17 protein-coding genes are annotated in these 17,305 nt (G+C 67.3%); 14 read left to right on the top strand and 3 right to left on the bottom strand.

The window, feature by feature from the left end; translation table 11 throughout:
- Nucleotides 1-231 precede the first annotated feature (231 nt).
- The 4 genes from ehuB to ehuA are packed head-to-tail and all read left to right on the top strand — an operon-like array spanning nucleotide 232 to nucleotide 3,292.
- Nucleotides 232-1,116 (top strand): ectoine/hydroxyectoine ABC transporter substrate-binding protein EhuB, encoded by an 885-nt coding sequence (gene ehuB / locus QM841_RS40350; protein ID WP_280779159.1) that lies wholly within the window; start codon nucleotides 232-234, stop codon nucleotides 1,114-1,116.
- Nucleotides 1,117-1,138: 22 nt separating this feature from the next.
- Nucleotides 1,139-1,870, top strand: a complete 732-nt coding sequence (gene ehuC / locus QM841_RS40345; RefSeq protein WP_005262075.1) for an ectoine/hydroxyectoine ABC transporter permease subunit EhuC — start codon at nucleotides 1,139-1,141, stop codon at nucleotides 1,868-1,870.
- The gene (ehuD, locus tag QM841_RS40340) at nucleotides 1,867-2,511 is read left to right on the top strand and encodes an ectoine/hydroxyectoine ABC transporter permease subunit EhuD (RefSeq protein WP_005262076.1); all 645 of its coding nucleotides are present in this window, start codon (nucleotides 1,867-1,869) and stop codon (nucleotides 2,509-2,511) included. The genes ehuC and ehuD overlap by 4 nt, the downstream gene beginning before the upstream one ends.
- A 19-nt stretch (nucleotides 2,512-2,530) precedes the next feature.
- The gene (gene ehuA, locus QM841_RS40335; protein WP_011596790.1) at nucleotides 2,531-3,292 is read left to right on the top strand and encodes an ectoine/hydroxyectoine ABC transporter ATP-binding protein EhuA; all 762 of its coding nucleotides are present in this window, start codon (nucleotides 2,531-2,533) and stop codon (nucleotides 3,290-3,292) included.
- A gap of 7 nt (nucleotides 3,293-3,299) precedes the next feature.
- Here ehuA and QM841_RS40330 read toward each other — a convergent pair whose 3' ends face one another.
- Entirely contained in the window at nucleotides 3,300-4,304 is a 1,005-nt protein-coding gene (locus QM841_RS40330) for a bile acid:sodium symporter family protein (protein WP_283336391.1), read from the bottom strand.
- Between the two features lie 83 nt (nucleotides 4,305-4,387).
- Here QM841_RS40330 and QM841_RS40325 point away from each other — a divergent pair, with 83 nt between their 5' ends.
- Nucleotides 4,388-5,248 (top strand): LysR family transcriptional regulator, encoded by an 861-nt coding sequence (locus tag QM841_RS40325; protein WP_105419551.1) that lies wholly within the window; start codon nucleotides 4,388-4,390, stop codon nucleotides 5,246-5,248.
- A gap of 40 nt (nucleotides 5,249-5,288) precedes the next feature.
- Here QM841_RS40325 and QM841_RS40320 read toward each other — a convergent pair whose 3' ends face one another.
- Entirely contained in the window at nucleotides 5,289-6,863 is a 1,575-nt protein-coding gene (locus tag QM841_RS40320) for a hypothetical protein (protein ID WP_280779156.1), read from the bottom strand.
- Between the two features lie 314 nt (nucleotides 6,864-7,177).
- Here QM841_RS40320 and QM841_RS40315 point away from each other — a divergent pair, with 314 nt between their 5' ends.
- A complete protein-coding gene (locus QM841_RS40315) occupies nucleotides 7,178-8,560 on the top strand; it encodes an MFS transporter (RefSeq protein ID WP_283336389.1) in 1,383 nt (460 codons plus the stop codon).
- 3 nt (nucleotides 8,561-8,563) lie between these two features.
- Here QM841_RS40315 and QM841_RS40310 read toward each other — a convergent pair whose 3' ends face one another.
- Nucleotides 8,564-10,255, bottom strand: coding sequence for a PucR family transcriptional regulator (locus tag QM841_RS40310; RefSeq protein ID WP_283336388.1), 1,692 nt, complete (start codon nucleotides 10,253-10,255; stop codon nucleotides 8,564-8,566).
- 178 nt (nucleotides 10,256-10,433) lie between these two features.
- On the opposite strand from QM841_RS40310, the gene QM841_RS40305 reads away from it, so the two are divergent.
- The 8 genes from QM841_RS40305 (at nucleotide 10,434) to QM841_RS40270 (ending at nucleotide 17,285) form a co-directional block, all read left to right on the top strand.
- Nucleotides 10,434-10,880 carry a GlcG/HbpS family heme-binding protein gene (locus tag QM841_RS40305; RefSeq protein WP_283336387.1) on the top strand — a complete coding sequence of 149 codons (447 nt, stop codon included), beginning with the start codon at nucleotides 10,434-10,436 and terminating at the stop codon, nucleotides 10,878-10,880.
- A 152-nt stretch (nucleotides 10,881-11,032) separates the two neighbouring features.
- Entirely contained in the window at nucleotides 11,033-11,752 is a 720-nt protein-coding gene (locus QM841_RS40300) for an iron-containing redox enzyme family protein (RefSeq protein WP_009477440.1), read from the top strand.
- 68 nt (nucleotides 11,753-11,820) lie between these two features.
- The gene (locus QM841_RS40295; RefSeq protein ID WP_005245022.1) at nucleotides 11,821-12,177 is read left to right on the top strand and encodes a Rieske (2Fe-2S) protein; all 357 of its coding nucleotides are present in this window, start codon (nucleotides 11,821-11,823) and stop codon (nucleotides 12,175-12,177) included.
- Nucleotides 12,178-12,193: 16 nt separating this feature from the next.
- Entirely contained in the window at nucleotides 12,194-13,432 is a 1,239-nt protein-coding gene (locus tag QM841_RS40290; RefSeq protein WP_283336386.1) for an NAD(P)/FAD-dependent oxidoreductase, read from the top strand.
- Nucleotides 13,429-14,871, top strand: a complete 1,443-nt coding sequence (locus QM841_RS40285; RefSeq protein ID WP_283336385.1) for an aldehyde dehydrogenase family protein — start codon at nucleotides 13,429-13,431, stop codon at nucleotides 14,869-14,871. Before QM841_RS40290 ends, QM841_RS40285 begins: the two co-directional genes overlap by 4 nt.
- A 29-nt stretch (nucleotides 14,872-14,900) precedes the next feature.
- Entirely contained in the window at nucleotides 14,901-15,263 is a 363-nt protein-coding gene (locus tag QM841_RS40280) for a Rieske (2Fe-2S) protein (RefSeq protein ID WP_283336384.1), read from the top strand.
- Complete coding sequence (locus QM841_RS40275) at nucleotides 15,260-16,852, top strand: gamma-glutamyltransferase family protein (protein WP_283336383.1); 1,593 nt, start codon at nucleotides 15,260-15,262, stop codon at nucleotides 16,850-16,852. The genes QM841_RS40280 and QM841_RS40275 overlap by 4 nt, the downstream gene beginning before the upstream one ends.
- Nucleotides 16,845-17,285 (top strand): RidA family protein, encoded by a 441-nt coding sequence (locus tag QM841_RS40270; protein WP_283336382.1) that lies wholly within the window; start codon nucleotides 16,845-16,847, stop codon nucleotides 17,283-17,285. Before QM841_RS40275 ends, QM841_RS40270 begins: the two co-directional genes overlap by 8 nt.
- Nucleotides 17,286-17,305: the final 20 nt, after the last annotated feature.

Here is a 17,305-nt window from a genome sequence, read left to right as displayed (position 1 = left end):
CCGAACATCCGTTACCGAAAGCCCCCCAACCTTGTTGGGGGGCTTTCGGCATTCCTGGGGACATTCGCCGACCGCATTTGATAACGCTGCGGTAACGTCCCCCCGGTTCCCCTATGGCAGGTCCTTCGCCTGCGTAACGTGGCCCGGGCAGATCCGTTGGGATCGTGCCGTGCGGTGCGCGTCCTCCCGGATCACCCGAGGTGACGAAGGGAATCTGTGGTGACGAGCACGATGTCGAAACAACGTCCGGTAGTCAGGGCGGCTGTCGCCTTCGCGGGCATGATGGTGGCCGCCGGCTCCCTGGCGGGGTGCACGAAGACCGACACGACCAGCGGCGGATCACTCCTCCAGCAGCTGCAGGACAGCGGAACGGTGACCGTCGGCTTCGCCGGCGAGGCCCCGTACAGCTTCGAGCAGGACGGCCAGCTGACCGGCGCCACCGTGGCTCTGCACCGCGAGATCTTCAAGAACCTGGGCATCGACAACGTCGAGGGCGTGAGTACCGACTTCGGGGCACTCATTCCCGGGCTGCAGGCCCGCCGCTTCGACGTCGTCAGCGCCGGAATGTCGATCCTGCCGCAGCGGTGCGAGCAGGCAGCGTTCAGCGAGCCGGAATTCAACTACACGACCGCGCTGATGGTGCCCAAGGGGAATCCCGCGAAGCTCACCGACATGCAGTCGGTGCAGCAGAGCGGGGTGCGGATGGCCGCGATGACCGGGGCGATCGAATCGGACTACGCGCAGCAACTCGGGATCGATGCGATGCAGGTGGCGTCGCCGCAGGACGGAATGGACGCCGTCGCCAACGGGCGAGCCGATGTCTTTGCGCTCACCGGAATCTCACTGAACTGGCTGGCGCAGAACAACCCGCAGGCCCCGGTGGAAGTGACCAGCTCGTTCGTCGCCGAGATCGACGGGGTACCCCAGGTCGGTGCCGGCGGCACGGTCTTCCGCAAGGAAGACACCGAGTTGCGCGACGCCTACAACGCCGAGCTGGCCAAGATCACCTCCGACAAGGACAAGTACCTGTCCATCGTCGGACCGTTCGGATTCACCGCGGAGGAACTGCCCGATCCGAACCTGACCACCGCCAAACTCTGCGGCGGGGCCGGCTGATCGTCGGAGAGGTCTGCTGCCTGTGAAGGAGAACATCGACGCCTTTCTGGACGCGTGGCCGAGCATCCAGGAAGGGATCGTTGTCACGCTCCAACTGACGGCGGGCGGTGCCCTCCTCGCGTTCGTCCTCGCGCTCGCGCTCGGGCTGGCCGCCCGTGCGCACAACATCGTGATCAGGGGATCGGCGCGCGCGTTCATCGAATTCTTCCGGGGCACTTCGCTGTTGGTGCAGCTGTTCTGGTTGTTCTACGTGGTTCCGCTGTTCGGCTACCTCATCGACCCGGTGCTCTGCGGGATCCTCGCGCTCGGGCTGAACTACGGCGCCTACGGAGCCGAGGTGGTGCGGGGCGCGATCAACTCGGTGCCGCAATCGCAATGGGAGGCGGCGACAGCGCTGGACTTCAGTCACTGGCAGCGGTTGCGCCGGGTGGTCTTCCCGCAGGCCTGGGCCGAGATGATTCCTCCGTTGACCAACCTCCTGATCCAGCTCCTCAAGGGCACAGCGCTCGCGAGCTATATCCTTCTGCAGGACTTGACCTTCGAGATCGACCAACTCCGGCAGACGACCGGAAACACGCTCTTCGCGTTCGGCGTCGGGCTCGTCATCTACTTCGTCATCGGCTACGTACTGACACTGGTGATGAACGCGCTGGAGGTGCGGGCGAAGAATCGCCTCGGCACGGGACCGTCGCTGCGTGAGATCTTCAGCCTCGCACCCACCGACCCACGGGGACTGGAGGCCGCGAAGCAATGAGCGTCCAGTGGAGTTGGGACCGAGCGTTCGAGGCACTGCCCGTGCTGCTCGAGGGTTTCAAGATCACCCTCATCGCCACCGTTCTCGGGTTCCTGATCTCCGTCGTTCTCGGCCTCGTCATCGCCTTGATCCGGCAGGCCGCGCCGCGATGGGTGAGTGTCCCGGTCCGCGCGATCAGTGAATTCATCCGGCTGACCCCGCTCGTCGTGCAACTGCTGTTCGTGTACTACACGTTCACGGGACTGTCGCCGCTGCAGATCGGTGTCGTCGTACTCGGAATCCACTATTCGACGTACATGGCCGAGGTGTACCGGGCGGGAATTGAAGCGGTGCCCGTCGGCCAGTGGGAGGCGGCGCGGGCGTTGTCCATCGCGCCCACCCGGACGTGGCGTGCGATCATCCTGCCGCAGGCCATCCGTCGCGTCGTCCCGGCGCTGGGCAACTACGCGGTGTCGATGTTCAAGGACACCCCGTTCCTGTTCGCCATCACGGTGGTGGAGATGGTGACGGCCGCGCAGCAGTTCGGCGCCCGGCATTTCCAGTACCTCGAACCGTTGACGCTGGCGGGTGTGATCTTCCTGGTCGCCAGCTACCCGACGTCCCTGCTCATACGGCGATTGGAGAGACGTCTTGCCCGATGACGCGAGCGCAGCAACCCCGATGATCCGATTCGACGACGTCGTGAAGCAGTTCGGCGACCACGTCGTGCTCGACCACCTGGACTTCCAGGTCGCGCGCGGTGACCGGGTGACCCTGATCGGTCCGAGCGGATCGGGGAAGACGACCATCCTGCGACTACTCATGACCCTCGAGAAGGTGAACGAGGGCGTCATCTGGGTGGACGGGGTACCTCTGACGCACGAGGAGAAGGGAAGCAAACTCGTGCCGGCGTCGGAGAAGTACGTGCGCCGGATACGACGCCGGATCGGCATGGTCTTCCAGCAGTTCAACCTGTTCCCCAACATGAACGTCATCGAGAACATCACCGAAGCGCCGATCCACGTGCTCGGACTGGACAAGGCCGCGGCCGTGACGAGGGCACGCGAGTTGCTCGAGACGGTCGGTCTGTCGGACAAGGAGACCGCGCACCCGACGCAACTGTCCGGTGGCCAGCAGCAGCGAGTCGCGATCGCGAGAGCGCTCGCCATGGACCCCGACATTCTGCTGCTCGACGAGGTCACGTCGGCGCTGGATCCCGAGTTGGTGGCGGACGTCCTCGACGTGCTGAGGAACGTCGCGCGCACCACCGACATCACGATGCTGATCGTCACGCACGAGATGCAGTTCGCGCGGGACGTGTCGAACCGGGTGATGATGTTCGACGCCGGGCGGGTCGTGGAAGAAGGCGACCCGGCGACGATCTTCACCGCGCCGAAGAACGAGCGCACCAAGACCTTCCTGAAGGCCGTACTGGCCGAATGATTCCCGGCTAGCTCGAACTGGTCGCGAGTTCCGTCTCCTCGGTGGCGGCGCGTCGGGCCAGCCGGCCCGCCATCCACGCGCATACCAGCAACTGCAGTTGGTGGAACAGCATGAGCGGCAGCACGATCAGGCCGATCGGCTGGCTCGCGAACAGGACGGTGGCCATCGGAAGTCCGGTGGCGAGGCTCTTCTTCGAACCGCAGAACGTGATCGTGATCTGGTCGGCGCGGTCGAAGCCGAGTCGCTTCGACCCGAACCACGTGACGGACAGGACCACGGCGAGCAGCACCGCGCACACCGCGAGCAGAGCGAGGAGCCGGCCGACGGACAGTGTGCCCCAGATGCCCTCGTTCATTCCCTCACTGAATGCGACGTAGACGACCAGCAGGATCGATCCCCGGTCGACGAGCTTGAGCGGTGCGCCGTGCTTCTTCACCCAGGGACCGATCCACCGCCGCACCGCCTGGCCGGCGATGAACGGCAGCAGGAGCATGACGAGAATGCCGATCGCGGAGGACGCGTCGAAGCCTGCCCCCTCGCTCGTCATCAGCAATGCCACGAGGAGCGGTGTCACGAAGATGCCGAGGATGTTGGAGAACGAGGCGCTGACGATGGCGCCGGGCACGTTGCCCCGGGCGATCGACACGAAGGCGATCGACGACTGGACGGTCGACGGCAGCAGGCAGACGTAGAGGAGGCCCAGGTACAGCGGTTGGGTCAGGATAGTCGGGACCAGCACGCGCGCAGCGATTCCGAGTAGCGGGAAGATCACGAACGTCGCGGCGAGGATGGTGACGTGGAGACGCCAGTGACGCAGGCCGTGCAGCGCCTCCTGCGTGGACAGTCGGGCGCCGTAGAGGAAGAACAGAATTCCGACGGCAACCTTCGTGGCCCACGTGAACGCGGTCAGGGCCGTGCCGTCCGCGGGGATCAGGCTGGCGATCCCGACGGTGATCAGGATGCCGAGAATGAACGGATCGAGTCTTCTGAGCAGCGGGATCTTCGTCAGCATGGTTCGACCGTAAGGAACGCGCGGATATTTCGAAAGACGATAGTCGCGTTTACTGTAATGCCGAACCGTGATAACAATGGGTGATGTTCGATCCCGTTCATCTGCGGAGCTTTCTCGCGGTCGCGCGCACCCGCAGTTTCACGGCCGCGGCCCGGCGCCTGAACCTGCGGCAGTCGACGGTCAGCCAGCACGTGGGAAAGCTGGAACTGGCCGCCGGGCGCCGCCTGTTTCTGCGGGACACACATTCGGTCGAACTGACCGCGGACGGCTCGGTGATGGTCGGTTTCGCGACGTCGATACTCGAGCGGCACTCGGACGCCGAGCGCTACTTCACCCAGTCCGGTGTGCGGGGACGCGTCCGGTTCGGGGCGTCCGAAGATCTGGTTCTGCACGAGCTACCTCATATTCTGGGCGAGTTCCGCCGCAGCCATCCGCTCGTCGATCTCGAACTCACGGTGGCGCTGAGCGAAGTGCTGTTCCGGCAACTGCACGAAGGCCGGCTGGACCTGGTCTTCGGGAAGCGGCGCAGAGGAGACCGGCACGGCGAACTGGTGTGGACCGACCGGTTGGCGTTCTTCGCAGCCCCCGACTTCGTTCCGGATACAGAGGGGCCGGTGCCGCTGGTGACGTATCCGCCGCCGTCGATCACGAGGGAAGCGGCGCTCGACGTCCTGGAGAAGTCCGGGCGCGGCGCGCGGGTGGCCTGCGTGACGGACAGTTTGAACGGGCTGCGGGCCGCGTGTCTTGCGGGTCTCGGCGTCGTGTTTCACGCGGAGACCCTGCCGCCCGCGGGACTGGCGCCGGTGCGGATGCGTTCGCGCGACGAGTGGGGACCCGCCGTCGACGTCGAATTCGTGCTGGAGGCCCGCCGGAGTGTTCTCAGCGAACCGGAGCAGGCGCTGCGCGCCGCCATCCTCGAGAATGCGGATCGACTGCGCGCGTGACCTCGGCGGGAAAATCGCCCCCACCGAGGCCGTCGAACTGTCAGAAGATGAGCACGGACAGCGCGGTGGACAGCACCAGGCCGGACACCACGGGCACGAAACACTTCCTGGCGAGTTCGAGGACGGGCACACGGGCGAAGCCGGCCACCGCGATCAACGACGACCAGGCGACGAGCGTTCCACCGCCGGACCAGATGTTCCCCATCTGACCGATCGCGGCCAGAGTTGCGGGGTCCATCCCGACGGCAGGCCCGAGCGCGCCCGCGAGTGAACCGGTGAGCGGCAGCCCGGTGAATCCGGAGCCCTCGAGGCCCGCGATCATGCCGATGGCGAGGATGCCGAACGACGTGACGAACGCGTTCTGCGGCAGGTGGGACTGCGCGGCGTTCACCAGGTCGAAGAGCAGCGTCGGGCCGGTCGCGTCCGCGGGAAGCCCCAGAATGGCGGCGGAGAAGTCACCGTTGCCGATGAAGAAGAATCCGGCGATCGGGATCACGATGCCCATGGCCTTGAATGCGAAGACCAGACCGTCGATCAGGTGCTCGGACGTCGTCTCGAGGAAGCCCTTCTTGTCGTTGGTCGCGGCCGCGGCGAACAGGATGAGCGCGGCGATGCCGCCGACCATCGCCGCCGCGTCGCCGCCCTTGAGGTCGGGCACCAGATCGGTGAACTTGCCGACCATGAGGTAGACGATGAACGCCAGGTACGCGGTGGGCACGAGTACTGCGAAAGTCTTTGCGGCGCGGATGCTCTTGAACGTGTCGTCGATGACCTGCCGGGCGGAGGCCGTGACGGGTTCGGCGAGGACCGCCGTCGACGTCGGGGGAGCGGCACTCGTCGCCGCTTCGGCAGGTGCACGATCGATCGCGCCGCCGCCGGTGGGGGTCGCACCGCCCTCGGGGGCGTCGCCGCCGGGCTTGCCGAAGTCGCTCTCCGCGCGTGCCTCCCAGTCGGTGAGCAGTTCCGGTGCGGGGCGGCGCATGTGCCTGCGCTGCGTGAAGTAGGCGATGAGGAGTGCGGTGAGACCGACTATCAGGGACATCACCAGGGCGCGGTCCGCGACGACGTCCGGATCGACTCCCGCCGACTTCGCCGACAGTCCCGGCGCCACCTTGATGATGTAGTCGGACGACAGCGCCATGCCCTGCCCGCAGATCGCGATCGCCATGCCGACCGCCATCGGGGGAAGGCCGGCGCGGATGGCGACGGGGATGAGGACGGCTCCGATCAACGGAACCGCGGGGGTGGGCCAGAAGAACAGCGAGATCGTGTAGGTGACGACGGCCAGGACGATGAAGCTGCTGGTGCCGCCGCGCATGACGCGCCGGAACGGGGCGACCATCAACCGGTCGGCTCCCATCTGCCGGAGGGCGCCGAGCATCGCCGTCACCAACGAGATGATGAGGAAGATGTTGAACAGCTCGCGGGCGGCGACGAGGCTCGCATTGAAAATCGACGCGAGACCGGTGACGAGGCTGTCGGAGAACACGAAGGCGGTCAGGAACGTGCCGATGACGGCGGGGACGACGATGTTCTTCCGCATGAGCATCGTCCCGAGGATGACGATGATTCCTCCGAGATACACCCAATGTGCGGCGGTGAGACTTACATCCACGGTGCGCCCCTTCGAAATAGGTACAGACTAGTGGCACTAGTCACAGTGCAGTGATACTGCGCGGGGGGTTTTCCAGGGTCAACGTCCAGAGTGCACATCGATAACCAGCGTATTTGTGCATTGTGCCCGGCATTTTTCGCCGGGATTGCTTGTTGTCACGCGCAAGTAAAGGAATGCTCGGCAGAAGCCGTTTCACGGAATCCTGTGTTCATAATTAGGCTTGCCTAACCAAACTTGGCGAGCGGGCCGCGGTAAGGGATTCCGGCGAGAACTGGCATCGCCGGAACGCGAATTCTCGGATGAAAGTGGACTCTATGAACACGGCGGTCGGTCAGGCTCAGAGTGCAACCACGGGTGACGAACGCGGACCCGGCACGTCGCCCGCGCTGGCGGCGCTGCTCGCCGGAACGTTCGTCGGCACGGTCAGCAACAACATCGTCAACGTCCCGTTGAACGCGATCCTCACCGACTTCGACGCCGGTCTCGGCAGCGGCATCTTCGTCGTCGTCGGATTCCTCCTCACCTTCGCTGCGACGATGCCGCTGGCCGGGTGGATCGGAGACCGGTTCGGGCGCAGGCGCGTGTACTGCGCCGCCCTACTGGGAACTGCGGCCTGTTCGCTCGGTGCGGCGCTCGCACCGTCCCTGCCCGTGCTCGTGCTGTGGCGGTCGCTCGGCGGGATCGCCGCGGCCGCGTTCGCGCCCGCGGTCATGGGCCTGATCGCGTGGTTGTTCGGGCCCGCACGGCGAGCGCGCGCCGTCGGCGCCTGGGCTGCGGTGAACGGGATCGGGCAGGCCGTAGGCCCGTCCATGGGTGGAATCGTCAGCGACTGGTGCGGCTGGCGGTGGGCGTTCGTGCCACTGGTGCCGGTCGCCCTGATCGGGTACGCCGCGACCCTCCGCTACATCCCGCGCTACCCCGGCAAGAAGATGCGGCTCGACGTGATCGGAGCGTCCACCGTCACACTCGGCGCGGTCCTGCTGATCCTCGGCCTCACGACCGTCTCGATGGAGCAGGTACCCGCCTGGGTCAGCATCACGACCATCGGCGCCGGAGTCGTCGTCACGGCCGGGTTCGTGCTCCACTGCCGGCGGGCGGCGAACCCGTTCGTGCCCATCGACCTGGTGATCGAATCGCGGTTCCTGCGTAGTGCGCTCGCTGCGTTCACCCAGATGTTCGCGCTGGGGGCCCTGCTGCTCGCGCTTCCGCTCTACCTGACGGGCACGGGCAGTTCGACCACGCAGGCGGGGCTGATGCTCTTCGTGCTACCGGTCGTCATGACGTGCGTGGCGCCCGTCGTCGGGCGTCTCGTCGACAGGATCGGGGCCCGGGTGGTGATGCGAACCGGTCTGGCGGTGTTGGTCAGTAGTCAAGTGGCCCTGGCGATCACGTTGTCCGCGGACGTCCGGAACCCGGTCGCCGTCGGCGCCGTGCTCCTCGTCGCCGGAGTGGGGATCGGCATGGTCCAGACACCCGCCGCGGCCGGTTCGACCCGATCGCCCGCCGGGGCCGTCGGAACCGGCCTGGGACTGTTCAACCTCATCCGCTTCGGTGGCTCGGCCGTGGGCGCCGCCTGGGTGGGCGTGGCCGCGCACCTGTCGGCCGATCCGTACGGACTGCTGTTCGCCGTGGCGGCCGTCGTTGTGCTCGCCGGACTGGCCGGGACGTTCGCCGGCGAGAACCCGGTGGCCGGCTGAGGGCTAGCGGGTCACGATCTCGTGGTTGACGGTGTCCTGCACCTGGGAGAGCAGATCGAGACGGAGAGCCAGCCACAGCGTGAACTGGTTCTCGGGTTCCCGGATATCCATGCCGATGAGCCGAGACGTGCGATCGAGCTTGGCGATCATCGTGTTCCGGTGGATCCGGAGGCGCCGTGCGGCGGCGTTGATGTTGCCGCCCTCCTCGAGGTAGGCGAACAGCAACTCCTCGGTGTCGGCATGCGAACTCGACGCCCGAAGGGGACCGAGAACGTCACGGATGAGCCGTCGGCTCTCGTCGGTGTCGGTGGCGCGGGCGAGCACACTGAACCCGCGAAGGTCGTTGTAGGCCACCGAACCGGACAGTCCGAGCCGCTGGGCGATGCCCAGGGTGATGCGGGCCTCGCGGTAGCTTTCCCCGACATCGCGGGCACCCGCCGCGGGACGTCCGTGGGCCACCGGAATCCGCTGACCCAAACGGGTTTCGAGATCGAGCGACATGGCGTGGGCGTACTCGCTGATCTCGGATTCGACACCCGGCGTGTCGACGGAGCTCAACGATCGGATCACCACGAGCACGTCGCCGATGACGGTGACGTGCGAACGTACGCCCGGACGCGGCAGGACGCCGGCGGCGTACCGTGCCAGCCGGACCATGCTCGCGCCGGGTAGTCCCGACGCCCGGTCGACGAGACCGGGGGCGACGAACACGATGTAGTGCAGGTCCAGATCGATCTCGTGCAGCGCGGCCCGGGTGCGCAGGTCGTGGTCGTTGGCGAAGTTTCCGTGCACGAGGGCCTGGACGAAGTCTCCGCGCGCCCGCTCCTCGGCCTCGTCCACGCTCCGCTGCCGGAGCATCTCGGTGCCGATGATCGTTCCGGCCTGTTCGACGACCACCCGGTGCTGTGCGATGTCGTGTCTGCGGGGGTTCGCCCCGGGGACGACGACCACGATCCAGCCCTCGTAGCGGCCGGCGAGTTGCATGGCCCCGGCGACTGCCGTCGTGGGCGCGAACAGTCCCTCCGGATGCTCCAGGCGGAACACGTGAACGTTGTGCATCCGTGCCGGTGGTGATTCCTCGAGGCGCGGCAAGGCGTCCGCGAGAGCCTCCAGCAGGGCGACGGTGCCCGCGTCCTCGACGTCCGGGAGGCCGGCGTGCGCGAGGAGGCGTCCCCGGACGTCCAGGGCGACGGCGACGTCCGAGGTCAGCGTCGCGACCTCACGGATCAGCATCGGCAGGCCCGCGCCGCGGTGCAGCAACCCCGCAAGCGACTGGTGCACGGTGAGGGCGTAGCGCATCACGTGCGCTTCCTGGGTGAGTGCGCGCTCGGCGAGGAGCCGGTTGAGTGCGGTGAACCCGACGGGAAAACCCAGCTCCACGACCGTGAGTCCGGTCGGCCAGACCGTGCCCGCGGGCGCCGACCCGTCGACGAGAAGGACCCCGGCGCCCCGCGCCACCAGCGACTCGAGTTCACGTCCGTGCGCGGACAGCGTCTCGGGCCGGGTGTACACAGCGACCTCGGCGAGGGAATCGGGCCTGCTCAGCACCTCACCCCACGGCAGGCACCACGTCACCGGACCGCTCAGGGCGTCCGTACCGGACAGCAGCCGGGCCGACGCGAGCAGGGGCTCTTCCAGCAGGCCGCGTAACGACAGTCGCTCGTCCTCTGCGGCCGGTGTCGTGGTGTCGTCCACTGCGGACCCTCCTCGGGTGGTCGAAAAGTGCAGTATGGCGGAGCGCACGCCTGCACTGCCTATGCACTATGCCCTGATTTCGCCGAGATTGCCGGATAGTTTGACCATGGTTCCTCCGGCGATGCCGGTGATAGAAATCGGTGCATCACTTCCTCCCGAATACGCAACGGAGAAGACAATGCATCAGGTTCACCGAATCACCCTCGACGACGCACTCCCACTGCTCGCCGCGGGACGCGCGAAGGCCGAGGAAATCGGCGTCAAGCAGACCCTGTGCGTCTGTGACGACGGCGGCAACGTGCTGGCCCTGCACCGACTGCCGGGAGCGCGCCTCACCGGCGTCGACATCGCGATCGCGAAAGCGTTCACCGCCGCCGGCCACGAGCGGGCAACGCACCTGTTCAACGAGGCTCCCGACGGTCCCGCGTTGCCCGGGAACGAGGCATTCGGCATCAGCCAGATGCTGCCGGGCAAGTTCGCGGTGTTCGTCGGCGGATTTCCCCTCGTCTTCGACGGCCAGATCGTCGGCGGCGTCGGCATCAGCGGCGGAAACGGCAAGCAGGACAAGGCGGTCGGTGCGGCGATGCTGGCCGAGTTCGAAGTCCTCGCCGCAGTACCCAGCTGAACGTCCACGATGTGCCGACAACGTGCACATCGAAACCCTTCCAACGCAGTCACTTCGACCGTGGTCGGGCAGACCGGGAGTCGATAACGTCGAGTTCACTCCAGTCGGAGCATCCCCAACCAATCTCATACTCGAGGAAGACGAGGCACATCATGACCGAACTTCTAGGCAGGGACGATTTCCGCGCAGCTCTGGAGAACGCGATCAAGGGCCGCGAGGCGAAGAACGCGTCGTTCAGCAAGGCGTGGGCCGAGGGCAAGCTCGAGAAGCACCATTTCGCGCGGTGGGCGGAGAACCACTACCACTACGTCGGACCCTTCGCCGACTACCTCGCGAACATCTACTCGAACACCCCCGACACCTTCACCAATGCAAAGGATTTCACCCTTCAGAACATGTACGAGGAGGAACTGGCCGACATCCGGCACACCGACCTCCTCATCAAGTTCGCCGAGGCGTGCGGCACCACGAAGGAACGCGTCGAGGACCCGTCGAACATGAACGCGATCACCCGCGGTCTGCAGTCCTGGTGCTACGCGGTGTCGCAGCGTGAGCACTTCGTCGTGGCCACCGCCGCACTCGTCGTCGGACTCGAGTCGCAGGTACCGAGCATCTACAAGAAGCAGATCGTTCCTCTGCGTGAGGTGTACGGGTTCACCGAGGACGAGATCGAATTCTTCGACCTGCACATCACGTCGGACGTCGTGCACGGTGAGCGTGGATACCAGATCGTGCTCGACCACGCCGATACCCCGCAGCTGCAGCAGCGTTGCCTGCAACTCGTGCAGTGGGGAGCCGAGATGCGCTTCTCGTACACGAAGGGGCTCTACGACACGTACGTGGCAACCGACCTCGAGCTCGCGACCGCCTGACCGTGCGCAGGGAGGGGCCCGCATCGGGCCCCTCCCGACGCAGGCATCTCGCCCGACAGGAGAGAACGATGGAGACGAACTGGACCCGGCTGGTCACCGTCCGTGAGCTCGGCCGCCGCCGGAAGCTTCGCGTCGAGGTCGGCGACACCGCGGTCGCCCTGTTCCAGGCCGACGACCGGATCTACGCCTTTCGTGATCTGTGCATCCATCAGGATCGGTCACTGGCGAAAGGCACCCTGCTGCACGGGCGGGTCATCTGCCCAGGCCACCAGTGGGCGTTCGACCTCGACACCGGCTACGAGGAAGACCAGGACCTGTGCCAGCCGACCTACGCGGTGAAGGTCGAGGACGACGTCGTCTACGTGGATCTCACCCGCAGCCCCGATTACGCCGAGACCGCGACTTCGCCGGCCGAAGTCGACTGAGAGAGCGAGTGACCCCATGACGTTGAACACCATCGTCACCATCGGCGCCGGCCAGACCGCTGCCGTCGCGGCGCGCACCCTGCGACGCCGAGGATTCGACGGCAGGATCCTCCTCGTCGGCGACGAGTCGCACGCGCCGTATCAGCGGCCACCGCTGTCCAAGGAATTCCTTGCCGGGCAAGAGGATCGCGAATCGTTGATGCTGCTTCCCGACGCGTGGCGAGACAAACAGAACGTCGAACTCCTCACCGGCACGACGGTGACCCGGATCGACGCGAGCGGTGGTTCGGTCGAACTGTCCGACGGGCGAAGCATCGCGGCCGACGCGGTACTGATCGCGACCGGCGGCAGACCGCGCACGATGCCGGTGAACGGGCCTGCGCCCGAACGGGTGCACTACCTGAGGACGATCGACGACGCCGAACGGCTCGCCGCCCACCTTCGTCCCGGCGTCGGTCTGGTGCTGATCGGCGGAGGCTTCGTCGGACTCGAAATTGCCGCCACTGCAACAGCCCTGGGCGCCGAGGTGACCGTTCTCGAAGCCGACGCGGTGCCACTCGCTCGGATCCTCGGACCCGAGATGGGCGACGTCTGCACTCGATTGCACCGGGGGAACGGAGTCACCGTCCGCGGCGGCGTCCGGGTCGACACCGTGACGACCCAGCCCGACGGCGTGCTCATCGCGCTCGAGGGCGGCGAGGTGCTCCAGGCCGACGTCGTGGTGGTGGGCATCGGGATCGTCCCCAACGTCGAGGTCGCGCAGGCCTCCGGACTGGCCGTCGACGGCGGAATCCTCGTGGACGCGCAGGGGCGGACCTCGACTCCACACGTCTACGCCGCCGGCGACGTGGCAGCGCGATTCTCCGACGCGGCAGGCAGGCACGTTCGCGTCGAACACTTCGACAACGCGAGCAAGCAGGGGGCGGCGACCGCGAACCTCATGCTCGGACGCGTCGGGGTGGTGGACCCCGTGCACTGGTTCTGGTCCGATCAGTTCGGCAAGAACATCCAGTTCACCGGCGCCGCCCGCTACACCGACCTGGTATTTCGCGGCAGCGCCGACGACGGCGAGTTCACCGCCTTCTATCTGGACAGCGGTGTCGTGCGCGGCGCCTTCACGCTCGACCGCGGCGACGAGATCAGCGCGGCCCGAGAACTGATCGGCCGGTCGATCGCGCCTGCCCGGTTGGCGGACGAGGACGTCGACCTGTTCGACCTGATGGACGACGACGAGGAATTGGTGACGGTGTCATGATCGAGGGACTCAATCTCATTGACGGGCAGTGGGTCCCGTCGTCTTCCGGAGCGACGTTCGAGCGGCGCAATCCCGCGGATCACGACGACGTGATCGGCGTGTTCCCGGATTCCACCGAGGCCGACGTGGATGCCGCCGTCAGCGCGGTGTCCAAGGCGGCGCCGCAGTGGGCCGCGACGCCCCCGGAACGCCGCGCGGCAATCCTGGAAGCGGCGGCCGCGCACCTCGAGGCGCGGGCAGGCGACCTCGTCGACGAACTCGTCCGCGAGGAGGGCAAGACCCGGACGGAGGCGACCATGGAAGTCGGTCGCACACCGATGAACCTGCGCTTTTACGCGGGCGAGGCGCTCCGCACCACCGGCAGCACGTACCCCACCCCGGGGGAGGGGCTCGTCATCACCCTGCGCGAACCTGTCGGAATCGTCGGGGCGATCACCCCCTGGAATTTCCCGCTCAACATTCCGTCGCGCAAACTCGGACCGGCGCTGGCCGCCGGAAACGTCGTGGTGTTCAAACCATCCGAACTCACCCCGCTGATGGGACAGCGGCTGGTCGAGGCGCTGCTGGCCGGGGGGCTTCCGGCCGGTGCCCTTGCCCTGGTCCAGGGTTCCGGTCGCGCCGGCGGCGCGGTCGCGGCGGACGAGCGCGTCGATGCCGTGACGTTCACCGGCTCCACCCAGGTGGGCCGTGCGATCCACGCGGCGGTGGGTCCGTCTCGCCGCAGCCAGCTCGAGATGGGCGGCAAGAACCCCGTCGTGGTTCTCGGCGACGCCGACGTGGACAAGGCGGCCGCACTGATCGTCAAGGGCGCCTTCGGATTGTCCGGGCAGGCGTGCACGGGCACCAGCCGGGTGATCGCGGTGGACGAGATCCACGACCGGTTGCTGGACCGCGTGGTGGAACTCGCCGAAGGGATCACCGTCGGCCCGGGCGCCGAACCTGGTGTGGGCATGGGAGCTCTCGCGAGCAAGGCGCAGCTCGCCAAGTTCCTCGAGTACGTGCAGATCGGCCGCGACGAAGGAGCCGAACTGGTTTGCGGCGGAGCAAGTCTCGACAGGGGGAACGGCTATTTCGCTGCTCCGACCGTGTTCGCCGGTGGCAGCCCTGACATGCGGGTGGTCACGGACGAAGTGTTCGGACCACTGCTGGTCTTCCTGCGGGCGTCCGGCTTCGACGATGCCGTCGCGCTCGCGAACGACACCGAATTCGGGCTCAGCGCGGGAATCGTCACCAACGACGTAACGAAGGCGCTTGCGTTCGCGGGCCGTTCCGAATCGGGCCTGGTGAAGATCAACCAGCCCACCACCGGCATGAGCATGAACGCTCCGTTCGGCGGATACAAGGCCTCGAGCACGCAGACCCACAAGGAACAGGCGGGTGACTCGATGATGCAGTTCTACCAAGCCGAAAAGACCGTCTACCTCAGCCCTTCGGCCTGAGACCTACCTGTCGACAGAGGGAGAAGACCATGGAATTCACTCGCGTTGCGCGCTCCGGACAGGTTTCCGAAGGCATCGTGCGCCGCTTCTTCGCCGGTGAACACGAGTTCGCCGTGGCCCGCCTGAACGGGAAGGCCTACGCCACGTCCAACTACTGCACACACCTGGACTGCCTGCTCTCGTCCGGGAAACTCGTCGACGACGGTATCGGATGCTCCTGCCACGGAAGCGTATTCGATCTCGAGACCGGGGAACCCGTGTGCCCACCGGCGACGGTGGCCATCAAGACCTACCCGGTCGAGGAACGTGACGGCGAGATCTTCGTCGGCGTCGACCCCGACGACACCAGTTCCATCCCGCGCCGGCGGGCCGCGCGGGGGTGCATGAAGTGAACCCCCGACCGTCCACTCTCTCCGCCGACGGCATGGTCTCGTCCAGTCATCCCGCGGCGAGCACGGTAGGTGCCCGCGTTCTGGCCGACGGAGGCAACGCCATCGACGCGACGCTGGCCATGGCCGCGATGACCTGGCTGACGTTGCCGGGGCAATGCGGAATCGGCGGTGACGCGTTCGCCGTCGTCCGCGAACCGGACGGATCGGTGTGGACGGTCGGGGGCAGCGGCTTCGGGCCCGACGGCGGTGACGTGGACTTCTACACCGAACGTGGACTGCGGTCGATTCCCCTCGACGGGGCGCTGGCGGTGGCGGTTCCCGGGGCGCCGGCCGCCCTCGGCGCGTTGCACGCGGGTGGTTCCACCCGCTCGCTGATGGACCTCTGGGCACCGGCGGTGTGCGCGGCGGAGAAGGGGCTTCCCTGCTCGGCCAGGACCCGCGACGACGTGCGAGAGGCGCAGACCGCGATCGCCGCCGACCCCGGACTGCGTGCGGTGTACCTCCCGGACGGCCGGTTGCCGCAGGTCGGGGAGCGGCTGCCGCAGCGCGACCTGGCCCGGACCATCGAGGCACTGGCGCGCGACGTGCACGGTTTCTACACCGGCCCGTTCGCTCAGCAGGCGGTTGAGGCGCTCCGCGCCGGTGGGGCGCCGTTCGGCGGGGACGAGTGGTCGGCAGGCGCCGACGTGCGACCGGAGTCCGCGATCAGCGGACACTACGCCGGCGCGGTCGTTCACCAGACGCCCCTGCCCACCCCCGGATGGATGGTGCTGCAGCAGGCGGCGCTGAACGACGGCGTCGTCGGCTTCTCCCCGTTGCTCACCGCTCCGGCCGTCGATCGCATGGCGCGAGCGGCCCGTCTGGCCTTCGAGGATCGGTTCGCGACCTGCGGCGCCGGCAACGACGGGTGGCGGGCCGTGCTCGAGCCGACCGCGATCGGGGCGGCGAGAGACAGGCTGGACGGCCGCCGGGCGTCGTCGGGCGCCTTCAGCGTGAGCGCCGGTGACACCACCTCGACCGTCGCGGTGGACTCCGACGGCCGCGCGGTCAGTTTCATCCACTCGCTCGCCTTCACGTTCGGCGCCAAGATGACCGTCCCCGGCACCGGAGTGGTGCTGAACAACCGATTCGGCCGCGGGGCCTATCTGATCCCGGGGCATCCCAACGCCGCGGCGCCGCGGCGTAAACCGCTGCACACCCTCAACGCGTGGGTGATCACCGATACGTCCGGGAATCTCCTGCACGTCGGGAACACCCCGGGCGGAGACGGGCAGGTGCAATGGAACATGCAACTGATCTCGCACCTGCTCGATCACGGACTCGACCCGGCGGAGGCCGTCGCGGCGCCCCGCTTCACGGTCTTCCCGGGCAGTGACGCCGATGTGGTCGGCCGCCCGGCGGAACTGCGGTGCGAGTCCCGCATTCCGGAGGAGGTGCGCACCGAGTTGGAGAGCCTGGGTCACGATGTTGCACTGCAGGGTCCGTGGGCCGCCGGTGGGAGCGCGCAGATCATCTCCCTCGACGCAGCGCGCGGCCTGCTGTCCGGCGCCGCCGACCCCCGCCAGGAAGGAATAGCACTCGGTGTCTGAGCAGGAATCCGTCGCCGCCGCCCCACGGCCCCAGGGCCGCTACATTCCCGCGGTCGTGCACGACGGGATCGCGTACAGCGCCGGGATGACGCCACGCCGCGACGGTGTGCTCACGGTTACCGGCGTCGTCGGACGGGACCTGGACATCCCGCGGGCCCGGGAGGCGGCCGGGTTGGCGGCGAGGAACGCGATCACCGCGATAGCCTCGGCCGTCGGCGGCACGGCGGCGATCTCCCGGTGCCTGCGCATGAGCGTCTTCGTCGCCTGTACCCCGGACTTCCGTGAGCTGTCCGCGGTGGCCGACGGCGCGTCGGACGTGCTGGTCGAATGCCTGGGGGCCGACGCTCTGCCGGTGCGCAGCGCGATCGGCGTGTACGCCCTGCCGTCCGGCGCACCCGTGGAGATAGAGCTCACAGTGGCTGTCCGTGCATAGACCCGCACCCGGCTCCAGGT

This window comes from Rhodococcus sp. IEGM 1307 (assembly GCF_030056915.1).
GTDB lineage: Bacteria > Actinomycetota > Actinomycetes > Mycobacteriales > Mycobacteriaceae > Rhodococcus_F > Rhodococcus_F opacus_D.
The sequence above is the reverse complement of the archived record's forward strand: the minus strand, read 5'-3'. Positions and strand labels throughout refer to the sequence as shown.